The organism is Caballeronia sp. LZ003 (assembly GCF_031451465.1).
GTDB lineage: Bacteria > Pseudomonadota > Gammaproteobacteria > Burkholderiales > Burkholderiaceae > Caballeronia.
This window is the reverse complement of record NZ_JARUXJ010000242.1, coordinates 1-21607: the sequence shown is the minus strand read 5'-3', so window position 1 is coordinate 21607 and position 21607 is coordinate 1. Positions and strand designations below refer to the sequence as shown.

At 56.9% G+C, this 21607-nt stretch carries 23 protein-coding genes and 1 pseudogene; 19 read left to right on the top strand and 5 right to left on the bottom strand.

All coding sequences use genetic code 11. The features are described from left to right. The 3 genes from QCE79_RS37225 to QCE79_RS37215 all read left to right on the top strand — a co-directional run. A partial coding sequence (locus QCE79_RS37225) for a hypothetical protein (protein WP_309853563.1) occupies window positions 1-233 on the top strand: 233 nt, incomplete at its 5' end. A 5-nt stretch (window positions 234-238) separates the two neighbouring features. Next, entirely contained in the window at window positions 239-532 is a 294-nt protein-coding gene (locus QCE79_RS37220; RefSeq protein ID WP_309853559.1) for a PAS domain-containing protein, read from the top strand. Window positions 533-543: 11 nt separating this feature from the next. After that, window positions 544-960: a PAS domain-containing protein gene (locus QCE79_RS37215; RefSeq protein WP_309853556.1), complete on the top strand. Its 417-nt coding sequence runs from the start codon at window positions 544-546 to the stop codon at window positions 958-960. Between the two features lie 564 nt (window positions 961-1524). On the opposite strand, the gene QCE79_RS37210 is transcribed toward QCE79_RS37215, so the two are convergent. Continuing rightward, window positions 1525-1689, bottom strand: a complete 165-nt coding sequence (locus QCE79_RS37210; protein WP_309853553.1) for a hypothetical protein — start codon at window positions 1687-1689, stop codon at window positions 1525-1527. Here QCE79_RS37210 and QCE79_RS37205 point away from each other — a divergent pair. From QCE79_RS37205 to QCE79_RS37170, 8 genes are all read left to right on the top strand, one after another. Next, window positions 1688-2188, top strand: coding sequence for a hypothetical protein (locus tag QCE79_RS37205; RefSeq protein ID WP_309853550.1), 501 nt, complete (start codon window positions 1688-1690; stop codon window positions 2186-2188). The genes QCE79_RS37210 and QCE79_RS37205 overlap by 2 nt on opposite strands. 689 nt (window positions 2189-2877) lie before the next feature. Beyond that, the gene (locus QCE79_RS37200) at window positions 2878-3228 is read left to right on the top strand and encodes a response regulator (protein WP_309853548.1); all 351 of its coding nucleotides are present in this window, start codon (window positions 2878-2880) and stop codon (window positions 3226-3228) included. A gap of 309 nt (window positions 3229-3537) precedes the next feature. After that, window positions 3538-5895, top strand: coding sequence for a PAS domain S-box protein (locus QCE79_RS37195; protein ID WP_309853545.1), 2358 nt, complete (start codon window positions 3538-3540; stop codon window positions 5893-5895). Between the two features lie 256 nt (window positions 5896-6151). Beyond that, entirely contained in the window at window positions 6152-6586 is a 435-nt protein-coding gene (locus QCE79_RS37190) for a response regulator (protein ID WP_309853541.1), read from the top strand. Window positions 6587-6731: 145 nt separating this feature from the next. Continuing rightward, window positions 6732-7091: a glycine zipper domain-containing protein gene (locus tag QCE79_RS37185; RefSeq protein ID WP_309853538.1), complete on the top strand. Its 360-nt coding sequence runs from the start codon at window positions 6732-6734 to the stop codon at window positions 7089-7091. 712 nt (window positions 7092-7803) lie between these two features. After that, window positions 7804-8295, top strand: a complete 492-nt coding sequence (locus QCE79_RS37180; protein WP_309853536.1) for a helix-turn-helix domain-containing protein — start codon at window positions 7804-7806, stop codon at window positions 8293-8295. Between the two features lie 13 nt (window positions 8296-8308). Then, on the top strand, window positions 8309-9127 hold the full coding sequence (gene istB / locus QCE79_RS37175) for an IS21-like element helper ATPase IstB (RefSeq protein WP_309853533.1): 819 nt from the start codon (window positions 8309-8311) through the stop codon (window positions 9125-9127). Window positions 9128-9337: 210 nt separating this feature from the next. Next, entirely contained in the window at window positions 9338-10456 is a 1119-nt protein-coding gene (locus tag QCE79_RS37170; RefSeq protein WP_309853530.1) for a YihY/virulence factor BrkB family protein, read from the top strand. A 398-nt stretch (window positions 10457-10854) separates the two neighbouring features. Here QCE79_RS37170 and QCE79_RS37165 read toward each other — a convergent pair whose 3' ends face one another. Together QCE79_RS37165 and QCE79_RS37160 are read right to left on the bottom strand one after the other, a co-directional pair. Further along, window positions 10855-11880 carry an IS110 family transposase gene (locus QCE79_RS37165; RefSeq protein ID WP_309853528.1) on the bottom strand — a complete coding sequence of 342 codons (1026 nt, stop codon included), beginning with the start codon at window positions 11878-11880 and terminating at the stop codon, window positions 10855-10857. Window positions 11881-12980: 1100 nt separating this feature from the next. After that, window positions 12981-13271: pseudogene (locus QCE79_RS37160) on the bottom strand (ATP-binding protein); the annotation flags it as partial. Window positions 13272-13352: 81 nt separating this feature from the next. On the opposite strand from QCE79_RS37160, the gene tnpA reads away from it, so the two are divergent. The 4 genes from tnpA (at window position 13353) to QCE79_RS37140 (ending at window position 16203) form a co-directional block, all read left to right on the top strand. Then, window positions 13353-13772 (top strand): IS66 family insertion sequence element accessory protein TnpA, encoded by a 420-nt coding sequence (gene tnpA / locus QCE79_RS37155; protein WP_309853525.1) that lies wholly within the window; start codon window positions 13353-13355, stop codon window positions 13770-13772. Continuing rightward, window positions 13766-14113 (top strand): IS66 family insertion sequence element accessory protein TnpB, encoded by a 348-nt coding sequence (tnpB, locus tag QCE79_RS37150; protein ID WP_309853521.1) that lies wholly within the window; start codon window positions 13766-13768, stop codon window positions 14111-14113. Before tnpA ends, tnpB begins: the two co-directional genes overlap by 7 nt. Before the next feature lie 63 nt (window positions 14114-14176). Further along, window positions 14177-15700: an IS66 family transposase gene (tnpC, locus tag QCE79_RS37145; RefSeq protein WP_309853519.1), complete on the top strand. Its 1524-nt coding sequence runs from the start codon at window positions 14177-14179 to the stop codon at window positions 15698-15700. 14 nt (window positions 15701-15714) lie between these two features. Further along, a complete protein-coding gene (locus tag QCE79_RS37140) occupies window positions 15715-16203 on the top strand; it encodes a hypothetical protein (protein ID WP_309853515.1) in 489 nt (162 codons plus the stop codon). A 298-nt stretch (window positions 16204-16501) separates the two neighbouring features. On the opposite strand, the gene QCE79_RS37135 is transcribed toward QCE79_RS37140, so the two are convergent. Then, window positions 16502-17047, bottom strand: coding sequence for a low affinity iron permease family protein (locus tag QCE79_RS37135; RefSeq protein WP_309853512.1), 546 nt, complete (start codon window positions 17045-17047; stop codon window positions 16502-16504). A 156-nt stretch (window positions 17048-17203) separates the two neighbouring features. Here QCE79_RS37135 and QCE79_RS37130 point away from each other — a divergent pair, with 156 nt between their 5' ends. From QCE79_RS37130 to QCE79_RS37120, 3 genes are all read left to right on the top strand, one after another. Beyond that, window positions 17204-18007: an alpha/beta hydrolase gene (locus tag QCE79_RS37130; RefSeq protein ID WP_309853508.1), complete on the top strand. Its 804-nt coding sequence runs from the start codon at window positions 17204-17206 to the stop codon at window positions 18005-18007. 2 nt (window positions 18008-18009) lie between these two features. Next, window positions 18010-19560, top strand: a complete 1551-nt coding sequence (locus tag QCE79_RS37125) for an ATP-binding protein (RefSeq protein WP_309853505.1) — start codon at window positions 18010-18012, stop codon at window positions 19558-19560. Window positions 19561-19626: 66 nt separating this feature from the next. Beyond that, window positions 19627-19971: a response regulator gene (locus QCE79_RS37120; RefSeq protein WP_309853502.1), complete on the top strand. Its 345-nt coding sequence runs from the start codon at window positions 19627-19629 to the stop codon at window positions 19969-19971. Window positions 19972-20222: 251 nt separating this feature from the next. On the opposite strand, the gene QCE79_RS37115 is transcribed toward QCE79_RS37120, so the two are convergent. Beyond that, window positions 20223-20555 carry a DUF1003 domain-containing protein gene (locus tag QCE79_RS37115; RefSeq protein ID WP_309853500.1) on the bottom strand — a complete coding sequence of 111 codons (333 nt, stop codon included), beginning with the start codon at window positions 20553-20555 and terminating at the stop codon, window positions 20223-20225. A 461-nt stretch (window positions 20556-21016) separates the two neighbouring features. On the opposite strand from QCE79_RS37115, the gene QCE79_RS37110 reads away from it, so the two are divergent. Beyond that, window positions 21017-21607 (top strand): YrzE family protein (locus QCE79_RS37110; RefSeq protein WP_309853497.1); only part of this gene is annotated, 591 nt, incomplete at its 3' end.

Genomic DNA, 21607 nt, shown 5'->3' with positions numbered 1-21607 from the left:
ACCGGGCATTGAAGTCGCATCTGCAGGACACGCTTGATCGCTCCGCCGTATCAAACGAAGAACTGAAAGCGTCGAACGAAGAGCTTCAGGCGATCAATGCAGAGTTGCGTTCGGCTAAGGAAGAGCTGGAGACAAGTAAGGAGGAACTGCAGTCCGCCAACGAGGAGTTGACCACGGTCAACTTCGAATTACGCATGAAGGTTGACGAGGCCGGCGGAACAACGACGATCTGAGCAATTTGATTGAAGCGTCGGAGATCGCGACGGTCTTTGTTGACTCTGGGATGCGCGTGAAGCGTTTCACCCCGCGGGCGCGCCGCTTCTTTTCTCTCATACCGGCCGATGTCGGCCGACCTCTCATGGATGTGACGAACCGGCTGCGTTACGACGAAATCGTGGAAGACGCAACGGCCGCATTCAGGCAGTTGGTGCCCATTGAGCGCAGCGTCACGAGCGTCGACGACGAGCACTATCTTGTGCACGCATTCAGCCGTATCGCACGAGTCAGGACAAGATCGGGGGCGCGGTCCTGACCTTCATCGACGTGACCGAGCTGCGCGCGGCAGAAAACCGCGTTCAACGCACCGAGGAGCGCCTTCGGGATGCGATTGCGTCGAGCAGAGAGTTTGCCGTGTTGAGCACCGACCTGCACGGCGTCATCACCACCTGGAACGACGGCGCCGCAATCATGTTCGGATATCGTGCGGACGAAATTAAAGGTCAGTCGATCGACGTCCTCTTCACGCCGGAGGACCGTGCGGATCCCTCGCGGGAAAACGGACCGGGAGCCGGGTGCATGAGATCAGCAGCATCAAACGACAATAGCATGCTCAGGTTCCACAAATGGCGCGCTGGCAGAAGCAAGCTTCACCGGGCAAAAGCTTCGCAACTCCTTTACGTGCGTTGTTGTCAGCGCAGGCGCAAAACTATTACACATCATTTAACGCTGATTTCCACGTAGACTCGCGTCTTCGTTCGGCGCCGCCAGCGATTTGAAGAGTTACGGTAGCGATGCAGCCGCAACATCCGTTATATCGCATTCGGAGAGCCCGGTGCTCCAGGGCTGCAAGCTGGCGTACCGAGGTCGGTTCTGCCCGAGACCGACTTGATGGCATAGAATTTAGTTGGAAAGGGCTCGAATTCGGCGGGAAAACTTCTGACGTCAGAAGCGGATTGCCAAAAATGTCCGCGAAGTATAGCGAATAAAATACCTCCCATGGTTCCACCATACGTTTCGGCAAGCGCGCCGTCGCGCGGGATGCAGACCGACGTTGTTCAATCAATTTGGGGCCATGCATCGCTGCAAACACCTCGATCTACGTCAAGGCGGAGAAGCAGCGTATGCTCGAAGCGGCGGCACGTTGTTACGCGGACGACGTTGAGTGCGTCGGGCAACCAGCGTGATGTATGTCGTTGCCGCGTTTGTAGCGGCCGACACCGGGCACTCAGGTATCGCGGAACCTTTTACCAATGAGCGTATCGTAGTCGGCGGGAAGGGCAGCAACGATCGCCCGCATCATAGCGTCTAGGCCCGTAAGACTCGATAACTCGTGCGCGATGACGCGAGCTGTACGAGAGTGACATAATCTTCGCGGAAATTATAGGCGCCGTCGTCCGTGTAAAACTTGCATCCGTGCAGGTCCGGGTCGCCTGTGCGGGCCGCTTCATGGGCTGTGATGGTGACGTTCATGAGGTCCGCCTTTTTGGTGTTTGCAGCATTGACCGAGCCTGACTACGTCATTTCAGCGATTAGGCAACTGCTCTGTTTATTAGATCGCCGTGCTTCTTCGCCAATCTATTTGTATGAGGCGCTCTGTCGCCCGAAGAACGAGTGCCTTATTCCACATTGGAGGATCATCTTGCTTACACCCGAAGGCGCGGATGATACTGAGGTCATCGTTCGACCGGCCGCTGATGGACGCTGGCAGGTCGAGATTCCGACCGGTGACGGGGTCACTGTCAATTCAGTCGACGACGAGCGCGAACAATCGTTTTCGCGCACGCGGTTCGTCCTAGCGCCGACATTCGAGTGCTGCGCGCCGCAGAATGACTACCCCACCGAGCGATGGCCTGATCGCGAATGGAATAGCACCCATTTTGACGGGTCGCTAGAGGGAAACATGCTGAAACTGCAAGTACCGGCTTCGCGCGTTGCATCCGGTGCGCGCCGCTCTTCGGCGCACGCATAACGGAACGAGCCAGTCGGTCATATACAAGAGCTTTTCGCCATTGACAAGCGTATGCTGACCTCATACTCGTCCTCAGGGAAAATCATGCGTCCGCATACATACCTGAGGATCTACTGCACTTCCTGCGGCTTTTGGTCCGGCTGCATCTTTATCGATGGTGTAGCGGTAAAAGGCATCTTTGGATGCCGGAGTCCATATGAGGTGGAGAGCTGGGCCAAGGACTCTGTCTATCGCCTTGATGTGATCAAGATTGAGTCCCATTGAATCGACCGGCCCCCGACCGGAGCGGTGGTGAACCAGCCAAGAGTTAGTCTGCGCGCTTTGCTGCAAAATCCTCCTCCAATGCAAACTACTGACTGGCCAGTGCATATGACTGGGCTTTTTGCGTTTGAGTAAACGTCGGGTTAAGCAGTCAAAAGCGACAACGCAAAACGGCGATCGGTAAGGTCCATACCTAACCTAACATGCTTCTAAGACTTCCACGATGAACCGATGGTCGCCCCCTAGCAGGTTTCTGATTGCGAGTCGGACGGGCGGGCGCAGGAACAACTCCTGAGTCCGATGTGTGTGTTACCTTTTGTATGTTCGATCTCGCATTTATCATACAAATGCCTTCTTCTAGTGGTCCTGTGCGCCATTGGACAAGCCGTCGTGCAGGGATTCGTGACAGCCGTCTAAGGGTGCTTGTGGTGGACGACAACATCAACGCCGCCGACGCATTCACTGCTTACTTTGGGCTATTCCGGACGAATTCCAAGGCAGCTTATGGCGGTGCTTGTGCTGTCAGCACTGCGCTCGGTTGGGTGCCGGACGTGGTTTTTCTTGACATCTCAATGCCAGAGTTAGACGGTTTCGCGGTCGCGCGAAGATTTCGATCTGAACCATTGCTTAGGGACGTTGTGATTATTGCATTGACTGCGCATGAAGAAGATTTTGTCAAACAGCGGGCACCAACGGGCGACTTTGACGGGTATTGTCAAAAAGGAAATCCGGCGAATGCGCTCGTCGAACTGCTTGAACCGCTCACCGTGGAAACTTGAGGACGAGGCGTTGAACTTGTTTGGGACCTGAATTATCCGCTTAAGAGCGGTGGTTTCTAACCTCTGGGGATGCTGCGATTAGCTGAAAGAACAGGACGCCTTCGGCGACAGGCTTTCGGCCATGGCTGGCGTTGTGCAATCGGCGCACAGCGGTACCCGAGCGTAGGTATCTTGCATAATGACGAACCGGTCGCTGTCCATAAGCGTCTCAAATCTGTTTATTTGCCTGTTCAGTACTAAGTTAGCGATCCGGACAACGCCGGCCCCGTATTTCGGTAGTGCCGGTCCACCTACGAGCTATCGAGTTCAATGTCAAGCAACCGAATTACCGATGACCAAGTTCCCGCAGACTGGGCCAGCATCTGGGTCAACTCGGCGGTCGACCTCGCCGTGTTTGCGTTGACGCCGTCGGGCTATATTCGCACGTGGAATACAGGCGCAAGCGCAATTTACGGCTATAGCGCAGCCGAGGTTATCGGCCGCTATTACGCAATCCTTCTCCCGGATGATGCTCTTAAGCGCGACGCGTTGGAAGTTGAGTTGCGGGAGGCTAGAGAACACGGCAGCTACGTGACTGAGGGTTGGCGCAAGCGAAAAGATGGTTCGGTGTTGTGGGCCAGCGTGGTAACGACGGCGCTGTTTAATGAGGACGGAGTTCTGCTCGGATTTGCAAAGCTAGTTCGCGACGAAAGCGACAAGCGCAAAGCGCACGAGGCGGTAATTGAAAGCGAGCGACGCTTCCGATTACTCGTAGAGGGCGTCACTGACTACGCAATCTTTATGCTGTCTCCAGAGGGGCACGTCACGAACTGGAACAATGGTGCACGTCGCATCAAGGGCTATACCGCCCAACAGATAACGGGATCTCACTTCTCGCGGTTTTATACACCGGACGATGTGGCCGCAGGTCTTCCCCAGCGAGCGCTGGAAGTTGCGGCGCGCGAGGGGCGATTTGAATCTGAAGGGTGGCGCGTGCGTCGCGACGGCGGACGGTTTAGGGCGCACGTTATCGTGGACGCGATACGTGATGAATCGGGTTCTTTGATCGGATTCGCAAAAATCACTCGGGACGTCACGGAAAAGCGTGAAGCGGAGGAGCTGCTGGAACAAACGCGCGCAGCCCTGTTTCAGGCGCAAAAAATGGAGGCAATCGGCAAGCTAACAGGCGGCGTTGCCCACGACTTCAACAATGTTCTGCAAGTGCTCCGAGGCAATTTGGAATTGCTTCAAAGTCGCTCGTCACGCGACCAGTGGACCATGGAACGTCTGGGCTACGCTTTTGATGCTGTCGAGCGCGGTGCAAAGCTCGCTTCACAACTGCTCGCCTTCGGGCGCCGTCAAGCACTTCGCCCCGGCCCGTCAAACTTAGCTTCCATGGTGCGAGGTATGGACGACATGCTTCGCCGTGCGCTGGGAAAAACAATCGAAGTTGAGACTGTGATTTCGGGAGGCCTGTGGAATGCGTTTGTCGACTCGCATCAACTCGAGAATGTCATACTAAACTTGGCGATCAATGCGCGCGATGCGATGCCCAACGGCGGAAGGCTTACGCTCGAACTCGCCAATGCGATGCTTGACGATCATTACGTTCGCACCCTTTCGGATGTCCCGCCGGGCCAGTATGTGATGCTTGGCGTGACCGATACGGGTACCGGCATGCCGCCTGAAATACTCGTGCGAGCGTTCGATCCCTTCTTTACAACTAAGCCGGAAGGGGAAGGAACCGGCCTTGGACTGAGCACGGCTTACGGCTTTGTCAAACAGAGTGGCGGTCACATCCGGATATACAGTGAGCCTGAGCACGGCACAACTGTGCGCATCTATCTGCCACGAACGACCGTCGGCGCTCCGGAACTCGTCGCTAGGCGCGACGCTCCCACGACGACCGGCGGCAGCGAGGTCGTACTGGTCGTCGAAGACGATCTAAAAGTACAGGCGACGGTGATCGCAATGCTCGCGGAGTTGGGGTACAGGGTAGTCAAGGCCGACAACGCAGAGCAAGCACTGGTAATCCTAAGCAGCGGTATTCATGTCGACCTGCTTTTCACAGACGTGGTCATGCCAGGCAAGTTAAAAAGCTCAGACATGGCGCAGCGGGCGGTCCAGTTGCAGCCGCATCTGCATGTCCTCTTTACATCAGGCTACACCCCGAACGCGATAGTTCACGGAGGGCGGCTGGATCACGGGGTTGAGCTATTGAGCAAGCCTTATAGCCGTGTGGACCTCGCCTTCAAGGTAAAGCAGGTGCTTGGCGCAACGGGACAACCGGTTGAAGAACCACCTCATACAAACGAAGCGCCATGCCAACCAGCACGCGAAGGCGAAAGCAAACGTGTACTAGTCGTCGAAGACGACGGGTCCACGCGCGCCGCTGTAACAGAATTGCTGAACATGCTGGGACACCGGTCGCTTCAGGCTGTGAACGCGTGTACGGCGCTGGAGGTCGTTGCAACCGGAGCGGTGGACGTAATGCTCGTCGATCTTAATCTTCCCGATATGCCTGGCATCGAACTCGCGCAACGCGTTCACCGTATGCATCCTCACATTCGCATTGTCATTTCGTCAGGCACCGAAATGTCGTTGAACGAGGCCCAGGGCTTTATATGGCGTGCGTTGCAAAAGCCCTATAGCCTCGAGCAGTTGCGCACGGTGTTGCAGGAGGCTTGATACGACGCAGCGTTGAAGCGCTCAGCACCCGTTTGGCCATGCTTCGCCGCACAGCTTGGTCCAATTGTAGTATTGAACGTTGAAGTCAAATCTAGTAGCAGGTGCCATCGTCGGCGCTGTGTATCGCATACGCGCCGTTGGCCCAATAAGCCCTGTGCGCAGTCGTTGTAACTTCTGCTTAAAAGTTAAGTAAGCAGTTTTGATAATGGGCATTGCATTTGCTCATGGAACAATAGAACTCGCCCCTGGATCTCAAATGCCAGCCGTCTCGCCTTTTTCACCCTCCCGTGTCTGGAGCACGCGCATCTTCGAGCCGGTAGGCGCTCCTATTTCCGCTCTCCTAATCGACGACGATGAACGAATTGCCCAAGCGCTCGCCGCAGTGCTTGAGGTCGAGGGCTTCGATGTGCGAATCGCCGACTGCGTTCACTGCTTCAAGATAGTCGAACAGTGGGCGCCAAGCGTGGTTCTGCTGGACATGGAGATGCCCGTCATGAACGGCTTCCGTGTCGCTAAAGAACTTCGCAAGCTGAACCATTGCGTGCGAACCCCCATCATCGCCCATACCTCGCTTGCGGAAGATGATGTGCGCTTACAAGGCATACCCGCAGGCATCGACGCGTATTGCCGGAAAGGAGACGCGCCACACGCCTTGATTGCGCTTATCAAGGCCATTGTGGCAAGCGGATGATTCACGGCGTTCGATTATCAGTGTCAGCGGTTTTTGTGAATAGTGGAACAGTGATTGCTTGTTTATCTCACATGGAGGGAACCGTTAAAAGTCGAACTTCCGAACCGATTAAAACTCAACGCCGCTCAACCCTCGAGGCGATGTCATGGACAAAAATGCTGAGAAATCCGTCAACTCCTTGGTCACCGAAAGAAGTGGGAATGCTTACCCGTTCCCTGCCGGTGAGGAAGATGCCCCACCGCCGAGAAGCGAATCTTCGTCGGCAGGCAGCGAAGGAAGTTTCCGCGATGCGTCGCAGTCTTGGGACGCTGACGCCAACACCCCTCCGTCAGCCGCGGAAGGCGTCGGAACGAAGAAAAAGCTTTCCGACGTCCAAGATGCATTGGTCAAAAGATATCGAGTCGCGAATGAAACAACCGATGATTTCGTGCACGACAGTCCTTGGAAAGCGATCGCCATGGCTGCATTGGGTGGTGTAGTAATAGGAATGCTGATCTCACGGTGAGCCGAGCCGATGCGCGGCGTAACGTTCCGCGCAGATCCATCATCGAAAGGCAGCCGTCTTTCATCGGGAGAGCCAAGTTGCCAACAGGTCACCGTGCTCGTTGGAGTCGTGAAGGGGTGTTCACCTGGACTGTCAAGAAGGGCTTTCATACGGAAGAAGTCGACATGCTTACCGCAAAGATTTTCGGGATTTTGGCCCTAGCCTGCTCGGTTGCTGCACTGGCGGACGAAAATGAAAGACCCCGAAACGCGGCAATGGTCGTTGTCCAGCCAACGGGAAATGAGCCTTCTTCACAAGATAACAGTACCGACGTATCGAGTTATTTGCACTCGGGCGATCGATATCCGTCTAAGCCTGCGACTGGACCAAGCATAAAGAACGACGTCTCCGGAGCGGGGCAAGAAGGACCCTCGCCACCAAACGAGCCTGCTTCGCCAGGCAGTGGAATGAAGAAACCATATTAAAACTATTGGCGCGCGCGATGGGGCTCATTCGCCAGCCCGATTCCAATGACGGCCAATCACAACCTTTCCTTCCGCACCACCATTGATGGTGACTTGGCGGTGCTTTCCGCACCATGCCTAATCGAAGTCGGGCGATCCAGTGTCATCGGCACCTGTAAATTGATACACCGTCGGCACTGAGGAATTGATACACCTCGACGAAGGGATAATGGCCGCTTTGAGCGGCGATGATCTCGTACGAGGGATACATGCAGATCAGGATATTGCACAGGCAGGGCAAGAGCCTGCGTGCCATTGCTTGTGAGGTTGGCTGCTCGGTCAACACGGTAAGGAAGTATCTGGCGGCGCAGGACGCGCCGAAGTTTCGGCCCGCGGCGACTCCGCGCGAGTCGATACTGAAACCGTTCGAAGCCTACCTCCGGGAACGGATCGCGGCAGCGGCACCGGACTGGATTCCAGCGACGGTTCTGTGGCGCGAGATTCAGTCGAAGGGATTCGATGGCGGCGAGAGAATCGTGCGCAAGTTCGTTGCCACATTGCGACCTGTACCGGCGCCCGATCCTTTGGTGCGATTCGAGACTGCTGCGGGCGATCAGATGCAGGTCGACTGGGTCGAGTGCCGCCACCGTATCCGGCGCTGTTACCAGCAACGACACCGGCGAGCGGACAGGAGTTGCGCGAGCGATTCCACGACTGGCTGTCTCCGCTACAGCACCCGCTGTCCGTGTACGACAAGTTGATTCGGGTTGCCGCATGAACATCGCACACGAACGCGTGGCGCAGTTATGCGCCCAACTGAAGCTCACGACCATCGCGGACGCGTTGCCACACCTGGCGCAAAAAGCAATCGCCGACGAGGTGAACCTGACAGAGTTTCTCGAATCGGTGCTAAAGGCCGAGCACACAGCGCGGCTCGTCAGGCAGCGCGCGACGTTTGCGCGCCTGGCAGGCTTCCCGACGATCAAGACCCTCGAGGGCTTCGACTTCGCAGCGGCCAGCGGTGTGCCCAGATCTCAGGTCCAGGAGCTGGCGAGTCTGGCGTTTCTGGAGCGAAACGAGAACGTTGTATTACTCGGTCCGAGTGGCACAGGCAAAACGCACATTGCAATGGCACTTGGTTACGCAGCAACGCAAGCAGGGATCAAGGTGCGCTTCATCACCGCAGCGGACCTGCTGATGATACTGACCACGGCACATCGACAGAATCAGCTGGGAGACGCGCTAAAACGATTCATCAACCCGTACAGGCTGTTGATCATCGATGAGATCGGATACCTGCCGATGAGCCGTGAGCAGGCCAACCTGTTCTTCCAGGTGATCGCCAAACGATACGAGCGTGGCAGTCTGATCGTAACCAGCAACCTTCCGTTCGGGCAGTGGGACCAGACGTTCGCCGATGACGCAACGCTCACTGCTGCCATGCTCGACCGGCTATTACATCACGCTCACGTCGTGGCAATCCAAGGCGAGAGCTATCGACTACGCGACAAGCGACGCGCCGGACTGGTTATGAAGAGATCGACTACGACAAAGGAGAACGCCGCCAACGGAGTGCGGTCGGCACCGCAATAACACTACAACCCGGTGTATCAAATCGAAGTGCCGATGCCGGCAGAAACTGTATCAATTCCTGAGTGCCGTTGACACCAGTTGAGCCGCTCGCCATGACCGCTGCAGTTCTCCGAATGGAAAACCGAGCAAGGGTCCTCTTTCCTGGACTCCCGATTCTAGATAGGCATCGGGAATGCTACGCGCCCATGTCACCGACGCAAGGAGCCAACAATGAATTCGAGGTCCTTTCTAGGCCGGGCGAGCGCATGGCCCATTCGGATGTTTAAACGCTTTTCCGCGGATCGCTGTGCACCGATGGCAGCCAGCATTGCTTTTTATTCGGCGTTCTCGCTCGCGCCGACGCTCGTCATGGTGATTGCAGTGGCGGGGCTCGTCTTCGGCGCAGAGGCAGCGCGCGGCCAACTTTTTGGTCAGATAAGCGGAGTGCTTGGTAAAGACGCAGCCGTGAGCGTTCAGACTATCGTGGAACATGCTCACCAGAGCGGCGGCGGGGGAATCGCTGCCTTGGTCTCGTTCGCGCTGTTAGCCGTCGGTGCTTCAGCAACATTTTCTTCGCTGAACAGTGCTTTATCAATAATCTGGCCAGCCAAAGAGCGTCCTAAGTCGGGCGTAACGACGCTTCTCAAAGTGCGCCTGATTTCCTTTGGCCTAGTGATGGGTGTTGCGTTTCTGTTGGTAATATCGCTCGTTTTAGATACCGCTTTGCAAGCTGTCGGCAAATGGGTATTTGGAGCGTCCCCTTTAGTGGTTCTGACCGACATCGCGCAATTCGTTATTGGGCTTGTCATATTGTCGTGCGCCTTCGCTGCACTGCTTAAGTACCTGCCCGATGGGCATGTACCCTGGCGGGATGCAACGGTGGGTGGCAGCATCGCAGCGGTTCTTTTTTCGATCGGCAAGAAGCTTTTCGCGTTGTATCTGACCCATGCTGGCACGGCTAGCGCGTTTGGAGCCGCCGGATCGCTGGCCGTCTTGCTGATGTGGCTTTACTTCGCTGCCGCCGTTTTGTTGGTTGGGGCGGAAGCGGCCGCATCGCGCGTTGAGCAACGAAACGGTGAGACCCGTGAAAGCGACGCAGCCACGGATAACGACCGCAATAGCCGCGATCCCGACGCCGCGTCCGCCATAACACGAATTGTGGGCACGGCGACGTCCACATCAACTTTGCCGCAGACATCTGCAAGCACGGAACGGGTTGGATCGGACCATGCCGCTCGTGAACGCGTTGTGCGGCCGATGCAAGTCAATCCCATTCGATGGGCGTTGGCGTTTGTCGGAGCTGGACTTTTCATCGTTATTCGTGTCCCCAAGCGTTTGAGCCGTAAATAGCGCGTTTCAGATTCAGCGCCACAGGTCGGTCTGGGAGCGATGCTTCGATGATGCATGTGATCCGCGCAATCCTTGTCGATCTGAGTCATAAACGGCGTCAAGCAGCACGGCCGGTCGTGCCAAGATAATTTATATGAACGCCCCCGATGCGCCAGGTTTTCTTGTGCTCTGATTCGACAGGATAGGTTGCAGCTTTATATGCGGCCTTTTTGCAGCGTCATCTGCTGCGGGCCCCGATGAAATCCGCTGATTCGCTCCTCATTTGTCGCGCGAGCTGAATGCTCAAACTATCTTTCAGGTTTAGCGAATCCCGGTCCGACCTGTCTTGTCATCACACTCGATTGCCAACGCAACCTTTCGACGTCATCCTGTAATCTTCGCTTATTGGACTTGCCTTTTCAGATGCAAGCCGCCCGCTCACTAACGTGATCGGACCTGTATGGTCTGTCATGCGCGAGAACTGCCCAGATCGTTCGGGCCATCTTGTTGGCCAATGCTACGGTTACCACGTTTGACGGTCGTCGCATTTGCATCTTTTCGGCCCACGTTCCAGCGTGCTTCGCGTGGAAGAGAACGCTGCGAGCGCCGTGGATAAGCAGCGTACGTACATAAGTGTCGCCACGCCGGCTAATACCTAATAACTGGACCTTTCCACCGGTACCGACCTGCTTGGGAACCAGACCGAGCCAGGCGGCAAACTCCCGCCCGGATTTGAAGGCTTTCGCGTCGCCCATGGCCGCAACGGTAGCGGTCGCTGTCAGCAGGCCAACGCCCGGGATCGCCGCAATTGCCTTGCATGCCTTATCTTCTTTCATCCACGTCTGCAGACGCCGTTCAATGTCAGCGATCTGTTTGTCAAGCCGGTCAAGGTCGCTCCAAAGTTCGCGTAACGACTCGATCAGCATCGCCGGCAGACGCTCGGACAGCTTCGCCAGCACTCCGGGAATCGCCTTGTCGAGCGCGGCGCGGCTCCTGGCGATTACCTCGCCGTATTCGGTCAACAACCCGCGCAGACAGTTCATCTGCGCCGTTCGAAACTTGATCTTCTGTTGCCGCAACCGGTGCAGTGCCAGTACGGCCTGCTGCGCTTCTGTCTTGACCGCGACAGCCTTGCTGGGCATCTGCGTAGCCATCCAGATCGCACGGGCATCTGCCGGGTCATTCTTGTTGCCGATCACGAACGCCTTGACGAACTTCGCCGGCATCAGCTTGACCTGATGGCCCATCTCGATCAATCGTCGTGCCCAGTGCTGGGCACCGCCGCAGGCTTCCATGCCGACCAGACAGGGCTCGCGATTCGCAAAATGCTCGAGGAACACGGCACGTTTCAGTTGCCTGTTCACGATCTCTCCTGTGCTAGCATCGACCCAATGAAGCTGGAAGACGTTCTTGGCGATATCCACACCGACCGTCGTATACTTCATTTCGGACCCTCCGGTTTGCCTTGAAGATCTCAATGATCTTCCCATTTGGGCACTTTGATGCCGTCGGCCCGTGAGGGTCCACCTCCTTCAGCTTCTCTCATCCGGTAGGTGGGGGCGTTCATTCCATTTGTCGCTGCCCAGAGTCGCGAGGATATCGTGCGCAACGCCGCTTATCGACTTTCTTGCCGAGTATTTTTGGCGATGAACCGTCGTGGGGCCGCAAAGCGACGCGACAGAGAAGCGGCAGTTCCGGCGTTGCGAGCGGCCGTTTGGACAGCCAGGGAAAAGCGGCCGCTGGAGGTGGCCTGCTGTCCCGCGGTTGATGTATAACCGGCCCGACCAGGAGCGGACCTCGATCAGTTCAAGAAAGAGCCGCGTAGTCGAGATACCCTTCGGGGGTGCGTATTTCGGCGAACGTGATCACGCATTCCGGCGGATCGTGATCACGGATTCCGAATGATCGTGATCACCTGTTTCGGTTGATCGTGATCGCTGGTCACAGGTTTCCGAAACGCGTGATCACGATGCCGGAATGAGCGATCACGGGACCGAAACGGGTGATCACGTAACCGGAACGTAATCCGGGTTTGATTCTGGCGGTGGCGTTGCGCATGTATTCACCGGCGGCGTTAGCCTGCTCCCTTTTTTGCGGGAGAAGCGCTGATGCCGACACCTCGGATGAGCATGCGCAAATTGAAGGAAGTCCTGCGGCTGAAGTGGGCGTGTGGCCTGACGCATCGGCAGATCAGCCGGGCCATTGGCATCAGCGTCGGATGTGGCGCGACAATCCGGATGAGAGACGCGCGACAATCAAGTTGAGAATGTCGCGGCAGAAATGATGATGCCGATGTTGATTGGCGCTGGCAAGCGTTTGTTGATTGACGCGCGGCGTTGATTGACGCGGGCGTGTGGGTCTCGCGCGACAATCAAGCTATAGCGACCAGTCAATGAGGATAGATGTGTAATGGCGACGCCGCGGTTATTCTGGCTGCGCGACAATCAGGATGAGAATGTGGTGGCGTGGAGGGCGATGACGGGGTTGATTGACGCGGGCCCGCTTTGCCTGCGAGCCGCGCGTCAATCAGGATGAGATTAGCGGGTTATTCGGTGAGATCGATGCCGTGCTGCTGCTCTTGTGTAGCTGGCACGCCGACGTTCTTTGGTGTCGCTCGACTGGCCGGGCGCCCCGGTCCGTGCTGCTTGCGCTGCAGGGCAGTACGGCGACGGTAGCTTTCGACGTTCAACTCAAAGATGGTCGAGTGGTGGACCAAACGGTCAACGGCGGCCACTGTCATGGCTCGGTCGGGGAAGACCTTGTCCCATTCGCCAAACGGCTGGTTGGCTGTTATGCAAAGGGAACGTCGCTCATACCTGGCGCTGATGAGTTCGAACGTATCCGTCAGCGCAACCCGTCTTGAGTGTCCGCGTGCATGGTGCGAAGGTTTGGCCATCGTGGTGATAGGAGTGATGCGATGGACGACGACGCGGTGGGCCGAGCTGTAGTGCGAACGCGCGCTCGACGCCCTCGCCAGGGAGAAGCGTTCTGGCGAGAGATGGTGGCGGCATGGAAGATGAGCGGCGTTGGCACACGACGTTTCTGTCGCGAACAAGGCCTTGCCGTGAGCACGTTTGGGTTGTGGCGCAAGAAGTTTGCAGGCGAATCGCCTTCAACGAGTCCGCTGGCCGTGACGGCCGATGCCGCGTTTGTCATTGCTCGCCTCGAAGGTGAGCCTGCGGCGACACCATCATCTGCGTCGGCCGATACGCCATCATCATCGACGCGTGATCGCATTACGTTATCGATCGCCGGCGTTCGCATCGAATTGAGTGGTGTGCATGCTGAGCGCATTGTGCGCTTCGTGCTCGGACAGCTCGGCGGTGCACGGTGCTGATCGCCGCTGACGTCCGAGCTTACATCTGCCGCGAGCCGGTCGACATGCGCAAGTCGATCGACACGCTGTCGTATCTGGTCGGACCGCTTCTTGCGCAGAAGCCGGCTTCGGGCAACCTGTTCGTGTTCGTCGGACGGGACCGCACGAAGGTGAAGTGCCTGTATTGGGATCGCACGGGGTTCGCGCTCTGGTACAAGCGTCTTGAACGTGGGCATTTCCCATCGCCCGCGGCACTGGCGCAACGTGGATTCACGCTCGCGGAGCTCAATGCATGGCTTGAAGGCATAGAGATTCCAGCGCGCGAACCTCATCGCGCCGTCGCCGTGACGCGCGTTGCGTAAGCGCCTAAATCGCGCGTAATTCATGGCTCACGAAGCTTGTAAACGTCGCACGAGTTGGGCATCATGGTTGGTATGTTGCCCGCCGCCATCACTGCCGGGGATCTGCCACTCGAGCTCGAGGCGCTGCAAGCCTTCGCACTCGAACAGAACCGGCTCGCATGCGTGTTGTGGGAGCAACTGGAGAGCCTGCAGCATCAGATCGCGCAGCTCAATCGGGCTCGCTTCGGCGCGAGTTCTGAGCGCCTGCCGGGTCAGGCCGAATTATTCGACGCCGCCATGGATATGCCTGTTCCTCCGGAGCCGGCAAAGGTCCCTGTCACGGGGCACGCCCGCCGGGGACGCCCCGCATTGCCAAAGGACCTGCCACGCACGCGCGTCGAATATGACCTGAGCGACGAACAGAAGGCCGCATTCGACGCGCTCGAGCGCATCGGCGAAGAGCGTAGCGAGACGCTGCATTATGAGCCGTCAAGGCTCACGGTCATTGAACACATCCGCTTCAAGTATGCGGCGAAGAAGGATGGCGAGTCGACCATCGTGACGGCGAGCGCTCAGCCCTCGCCGCTGCCCAAGAGTAATGCGAGCGCGAGTTTGCTCGCGAACATCCTGGTCAATACCTACGTTGATCATTTACCCCTGAATCGGCAGGAGATGCGCTATGCGCGTCGCGGTATTCACCTGCCGCGGGCCACGCTGTGTGAATGGAAGTTGGCCGCAGCAGAATTGCTCGGCGTGCTTATGCCGTCGCTGCGCTCACATCAACTGCAGGCACCGCGCATGCACGTCGACGACACGACACTGCCTTTGCTCGAGAAAGGTCGTAAAACCACCCACACTGCGCGATTATGGGGCTACCTGGGTGCGGGCCAACGCGAGGAGAATGGCGTCTGGGTCGATCACCCTCCGGCGGTCGTGTTCGAGTTCGCAGAATCGCGTGCGGGCTCGCATCCGCAAAGGTACCTTCAAAATTACAAAGGGTACTTACAGGCCGATGCATACAGTGGGCACGAGGCGCTTTACGAAACGGGCGACATCATCGCGGTTGGTTGCTGGGCGCATTGCCGGCGTCGGTTCTTTGAGATCGCTAAGACCCAAAGTAAGCCGGGGCTCGCGGCCCAGGCGCTGCAGTGGATCGCCCAGCTGTACGCTATCGAGTCGCAAATCAACCATCAGACACCCGACATCAAGCACGCAGCGCGGCAAGCTGAGGCATTACCGGTACTTGCAAAGTTCCGTCACTGGCTGGAAGGCAACGTCGTCGGTTTGCCGGTTCAGGCACCGCTTGCCAAAGCGCTCGGGTACGCACTACGCCATTGGCAAGCGCTGATTCGCTACACAGAGAGCGGTGTCCTGTTACCCGACAACAACGCTTTAGAACGGCAAATCCGGCCAATTGCGCTTGGAAGAGTCAACTGGACCTTCGCGGGCTCACCGCGAGGCGCTCGTGCGACGGCCACCATGTATTCATTGCTCGGCACGGCTCGCTTAAACGGTTTCGAACCGTATGCATGGCTGAAGGAAACACTAGAGAAGTTGCCATCGCATCCCGTCAATCGCGTGCATGAACTGCTGCCGCTTGCCCGCTAAATACCCCGACATTCATGGACATCCTGGACTCCCTTCGGCAGGCGCCCAGCGCCGAGTTATATCGCCTCTATCTGACCATCGGCAAAATGCTCGATGACCCCCGACGCATTCTCGAAGTCCGACAACGGCTGCACATCGGCATGACTGTCAGATACATTGGGGACAATCCGATGGGACCTCCCTTAGAAGGGACCATCACAGAGCTTCGACACACACAAGCGGTCGTGCAAGACAGCTTGACTCGACGCCGATGGGCGGTGCTATACGCGGCAATCATTTTAGAGATGACCGCGGCCCCCATTCAAACAGAAGCGCCGCCACCGCGCCCACGACCCGAGGAGTTCTTCATCGGCGACACCGTGGGATTTACCGACAAGCATCTGAACGAGCGTGTCGGCACCGTCGTCAGACTGAATGCGAAAACGGCGTCCATCGCCGTGACCGACTCCGAAGGACACTGGCGCGTCTCTTACGGGCTACTGCGGAAAATCGTGGATATCTGATCGCAGTCTGTCAATACGGGATGTGCTGACGGATACGTTTCGTCGAACGCATTCGAAATTTGAGCCACTGGGGATCGGACAAAATCTTGGACTACCCGGAGGTACTCCGTGTACTCGTGACCTGCCCCCGAGATTAGTACACTGACGGTGTAGCTCCGTTCCGACAAGGAGCGGTCATGAAGAAGCGATTCGAGGACCGGAGCGGTGGTGGACCGGCCAAGGGTTAATTTGCGCGCTTTGCCGCGAGATCCTCCTCCAATGCGAACTACTGAAGCCGGACGTTTGACTATATGTCGTTTCAAGACGACTTGTCGTTCACGGATCGTGCTTTCGTCTCTGCAAGCCGACGCGCAATGTCCGCAGCCGCGCCAAAGTCGTCGCTGAGATGCCGCCGAGCACTTTCTTCGTCGGCGGCAAGTTTCAGGTAAGCGGCGGCGAGTTTTCGCAGCTCCTCCTCTGACGCGTCCTCGATTCCGATCAGCTGATTATTCGCTGACCGGTGTGACGCTAGTAGCTCGTTAAGTTTCAGATGGACGGCCACGCTATCTTTATTGGCGCTTTGCTGAATCAGGAACACCATCAAGAACGTTACGATCGTTGTACCCGTATTGATCACCAACTGCCAATTTTCTGAGAAGTGGAACACGGGTCCTGAGACAAGCCACGCGATCACCGAGATGACCGCGAGTCCAAAAGCGAGGGGTGATCCGGCCCAACGCGTGACAGCACTTGCAAAATTATCAAAAGCTCGAGCGATAGGATGCCGATTGGCGTATGCCGGGGTGGACGTGGTCGGTACGGTATCCATCGGTTCGGCTTCGACAAACTGGTCGTCTATTTTCATGGCGGTTATGGGTGTTGAACTCCGCGATAATTTAAACTGTCCAGCTTTCGACCATCCTACAAACGAGTGGGCGCAGACGTTCCCCGGTGGCAGGAGTCGCAAAGTTCTCAACGAGCGCATATGGAATAATCGGGCATTGACTTTTGGATAGCTGCTATGAATCTCAGGACGCGCAACAATGTCCATGTTGGTGGAGCGGGACCTGTCACGCTCGTTTTCGCACATGGCTTCGGCTGCGACCAGAACATGTGGCGCACCTTCGCGCAGACGTTCGGGAAGAATTATCAAACGATCATGTTTGACTTGGTCGGCAGCGGAAGGTCAGACTTGTCTGCTTATGACCGCAACAAGTACGGTTCGCTTCGGGGCTATGCCGGCGACGTGCTTGAGATCGTCGATCAGTTTGCGACCGGCCCGGCGGTGTTTCTTGGGCACTCTGTTAGCGCGACGATTGGCATGCTCGCGGCCCTTCAATCGCCGGAGAAATTTGCGGCGAACATCATGATTGGCCCGTCTCCTTGTTTCATCAATGACGGCGAGTACGTTGGCGGGTTCGAGCGGGACGACATCGAAGAGATGCTCGAAACCTTGGAGAACAATTATCTTGGTTGGGCAGGGTCAATGGCACCGGCCATCATGGGCGCTCCCGAGCGACCTGAGCTCGGAGAAGAACTGGCGAACAGTTTCTGCCGAACGGATCCGGACATCGCGGCCCACTTTGCGCGGGTCACATTCCTTGCAGACCATCGGCGTGAGCTGAGCAGTGTTACCACTCCGACGCTGATCATTCAATCCAACGACGATTTGCTTGCGCCGGTTGCGGTCGGTGAATACATGCACAAAACCATTGTCGGCAGCACGCTTGCCGTCGTCGACAATGTGGGGCACTGTCCGCATTTGAGCGCGCCCGAGCCCAGCGGGGCGGCAACCCAAGCGTTTTTGCGCGGGTTAGGTCTCTGAAGATGGGACCCACTCCTGGACCGCCTGGCTCACTGAGCGACGCTTTCGAGCACGCGTCGTGCGGCCTCATCACCGCGGCGACTGACGGGACCATCGTGCGTGTGAATGCCACGTTTTGTCGTTGGTTGGGTCTTGAAGCCTCGGATTTGGTCAATCGTCGGCGCGTGCAGGATCTTCTGACGATGGGCGGCAAAGTTTTTCACCAGACTCACTGGGCGCCGCTACTGCAGATGCAAGGTTCGGTCGCAGAAGTCAAACTTGAATTTCGTCATCGCGATGGACACAAGGTGCCGATGCTGATCAATGCATCCCGAAGGACGCTTGAGAATGGCCAGATTGATGACCTGGCCTGCATAGTCGTGCACGACCGTCATAAATATGAACGCGAGCTTCTGCGCGCTCGCAGGCAGGCCGAGGACGCTCTTGAAGCAAAGAGTAGGGCAGAACATGCCCTGCTCCTGGCGAATCGCCACAAGGACGAGTTCTTGGCTACGCTTGCTCATGAACTGCGTAATTCATTGGCACCGGTTCATGCGGCTGTAAGGCTTCTCGCCACTAATACGGTCTCTGCGCAACAAGCCGAATGGTGCCGCGGCGTTCTGGACCGCCAGGTCACGCAGCTCGCTAGGCTTGTCGATGACCTTCTGGATATTTCTCGTGTTGCGGAGGGCAAGCTTGAGTTGCGCCTGGAGCGCGTCGATATTGCTGCGGCAGTTCATGGTGCGCTCGAAGCCGCAAGTGAGCTCATTCGAGCGAAGTCTCACCAGCTCACGACGAAACTTCCGAGCTCATCGGTATATGTCGAAGCAGACCCGACCCGACTCACTCAGATCATCCTGAACCTCCTTAACAACGCTGCCAAATACACGCCGGCTGGAGGAAGGATCGAAGTCGAAGCGTGGCGTGATGATGGCGAAATAGCGGTCACCGTACGAGATTCGGGCATCGGCATCGCGTCCGAGAGCCTCTCGACGGTGTTTAGCATGTTTTCACAGCTGCCATCAGCCCGCTCACATGCACAAGGCGGCCTTGGTATCGGGTTGTCTCTTGTGCGAGCGTTGACTGAACAACAAGGTGGAAGGGTGACGGCGGCAAGCGCGGGCGTGGGGCTAGGCAGCGAATTCACGATCTTCTTGCCGCTCGCTCCGGTTCAATCCAACGAGCAGGACGGCGAAGAGTGGCAACCGCCCACCGACCGAAAACAGCGCCGCGTTTTGATCGTCGATGACAGTGAAGACGCAGCGGTTAGCCTTTCGATGCTGCTTGAAACCGACGGACACGTGACCGCAACTGCAAGTAGCGGCCAGGCTGCTTTGCGGTCAGTGTCCGAATTTGGAGCCGATGTTCTGCTCATCGATATTGGCCTGCCGGACATATCCGGTTATGAAGTCGCCCGACAGCTACGGCTCGCGTCTCCGAGCGAAACTCTCTTGCTGATCGCGCTCACCGGCTGGAGCCAGGAAGCGGACCGTCAGGCGGCATTCGATGCTGGCTTTGACCATCATTTGGCGAAACCAGTCGATTATGATCGTCTACTCGCGCTGCTGGCGTAAATCGGGACCGACTGTTGCTTAGGAGAAGTGAGCCGCGCGGTCCACCGTAATAGCAGGAAGTATCACATGCCGAAAATCTTGCTCGTCGACGATGAACTGGCGATAGTTGAAGTGCTCTCGATGATTCTCGACGACGCCAAATATGAAACGAGAGTTGCGCTTGATGGAATTGCCGCCCTTGCAATCGTCGACGGCTGGCTGCCAGACGTCATCATTTCTGACTGGCAAATGCCGAAGATGAACGGCGAGGAGCTACTCAATCATCTTAAATCGAACGACCGACTTCGCAATATTCCTGTGATCGCAATAAGCGCAACACCTCCTGTTTCGGAATTGCGTTTGGTCGCCTTGCTACAAAAACCTTTTGCCGTGGAAAAGCTGCTGCGCTTGATTTCAAAAACAGTCGGCTAACGAAGGTGCGGTTCGTCTATGCCTGCACTGTTTCAAGAACGGCAAGTACGAATTTGAGTTTGCGGTCAGCCGCTTGCGCTCGGTGAAGAAACACATAACGTGCCTCGATTGGGCGATCTTTTGGCCAACAATCGCATAGGGATGCTCGGTTGTCACGGCCTCGGGAAACGCCTATCGACGAAGGCAATCCTGTGTCTGCTCGATTAAACCGCTATGCAACGAAACGCGGTACCGGGACCGGTTTAAGCGACTCATTCGCGTTGCTCCTTTCGTTGTTCAATCGCTTCGAGAACGGCATCCGGATTGGTCGCCGCCTGCAGGGTTTCCGCATGTTGGTCATGCCAGTCAGGTACGTGAGGAAGATCGCGTCGAAGTTCTTCAAGCAACATAATAATTTTAGTAGTTTTTTGCTCGGCCAGCAGATTAATCTGAAGTTCTAGGTGCGCGCGATCTTCTTCGACACGCGCTAAGCGATTTTGCCGAATGAGCACCGCCATCGTAATTAGGACACCGATGAAAGTGATAATGCCTTGCAACAATGAAAATGGTGGTTCGTCGAAGTAGCGATAGCCTAGGTGATGCAACAAGACGTCACTGACAGTAGGAACCGTGGTTCGCCAAAGAACACGCTCACTCGCTCAATCACTCTTTGGAGCACGGTGCGCTTCGCATCCTCGCGCTGCGCAAACTGCGAGACCTTCTCCAGATTTTCGTGAATCGCTTCAGAAATGCTCGTGGCGGTGCTGTTGTCGGCCCGTGGATCTAGTGTCATGTCAGCGCTGGAGTCTCGGTTGAAAGTGGCCAAGTCAGGTGGGGGTTCGTCCACCTCCAACATAACGGAATGGACGGGACAACGTGCTGCCCTGGCATCGACATCAGATTAGCCCGGCGAAGCTAAAGGCGGCGTTCATCCGCTATGTGAGTTCGCGGTTGCTCTCGAATTTATGTCGAGGCTTTCGTTGTTCGCGGCAACCTCCATTCTTGATCATCCGAATCGAAAGCCTGCGGCTCAACGTACGGCACGGCGTTTGCGGCCTACCTAGGCTTGGATGAAATTAAACAAGCAATAGGAGGCAATTATGAAACTGCTTACAACCAGCGATGGACTACCACGCTTATCTTGGGCGCCGTCATCGCAGGCGTCATCCTTTCAATGATCGTGTATTTGATCATGAGCGTTCTAGGCACGGCGATCGGTGCCTCGCTCCTTTCGCCGATGTCTAAGCCCGATACTTTGCAAGGGTTTGGATTTGGGTCTGGGGTGTGGGTAATCGTCACCACAGTTATTGCGGTTTTCGTCGGTTCCTATTACGCGGGGCGCTGCGCGCCAGTGCTTGGCTGGCTGCATGGCCTGCTTTCATGGGCAGTCATGACGCTCCTGGTTGTCTACGGCATGACTTCGCTCATCTCGGGAGCAGTCAGTACGGCGGGCAGTGTTGCCGCGACAAGCGCGCAAGTCGGTGCGACAGCCGCAAATCAGTCCGGCAGCGGAAATCAAATGGTCGACTCGGCCAAGCAACAAATCCAGGCGGCAGTAGCGTCGGCTGCGTCGGCGGCATCGGGCCCGGACGCCGAGCAGAATGCGCGTACGGCAGCGGATGCCGCCGCGCGAGGCGTTGCCCGAGCGAGCTGGTTC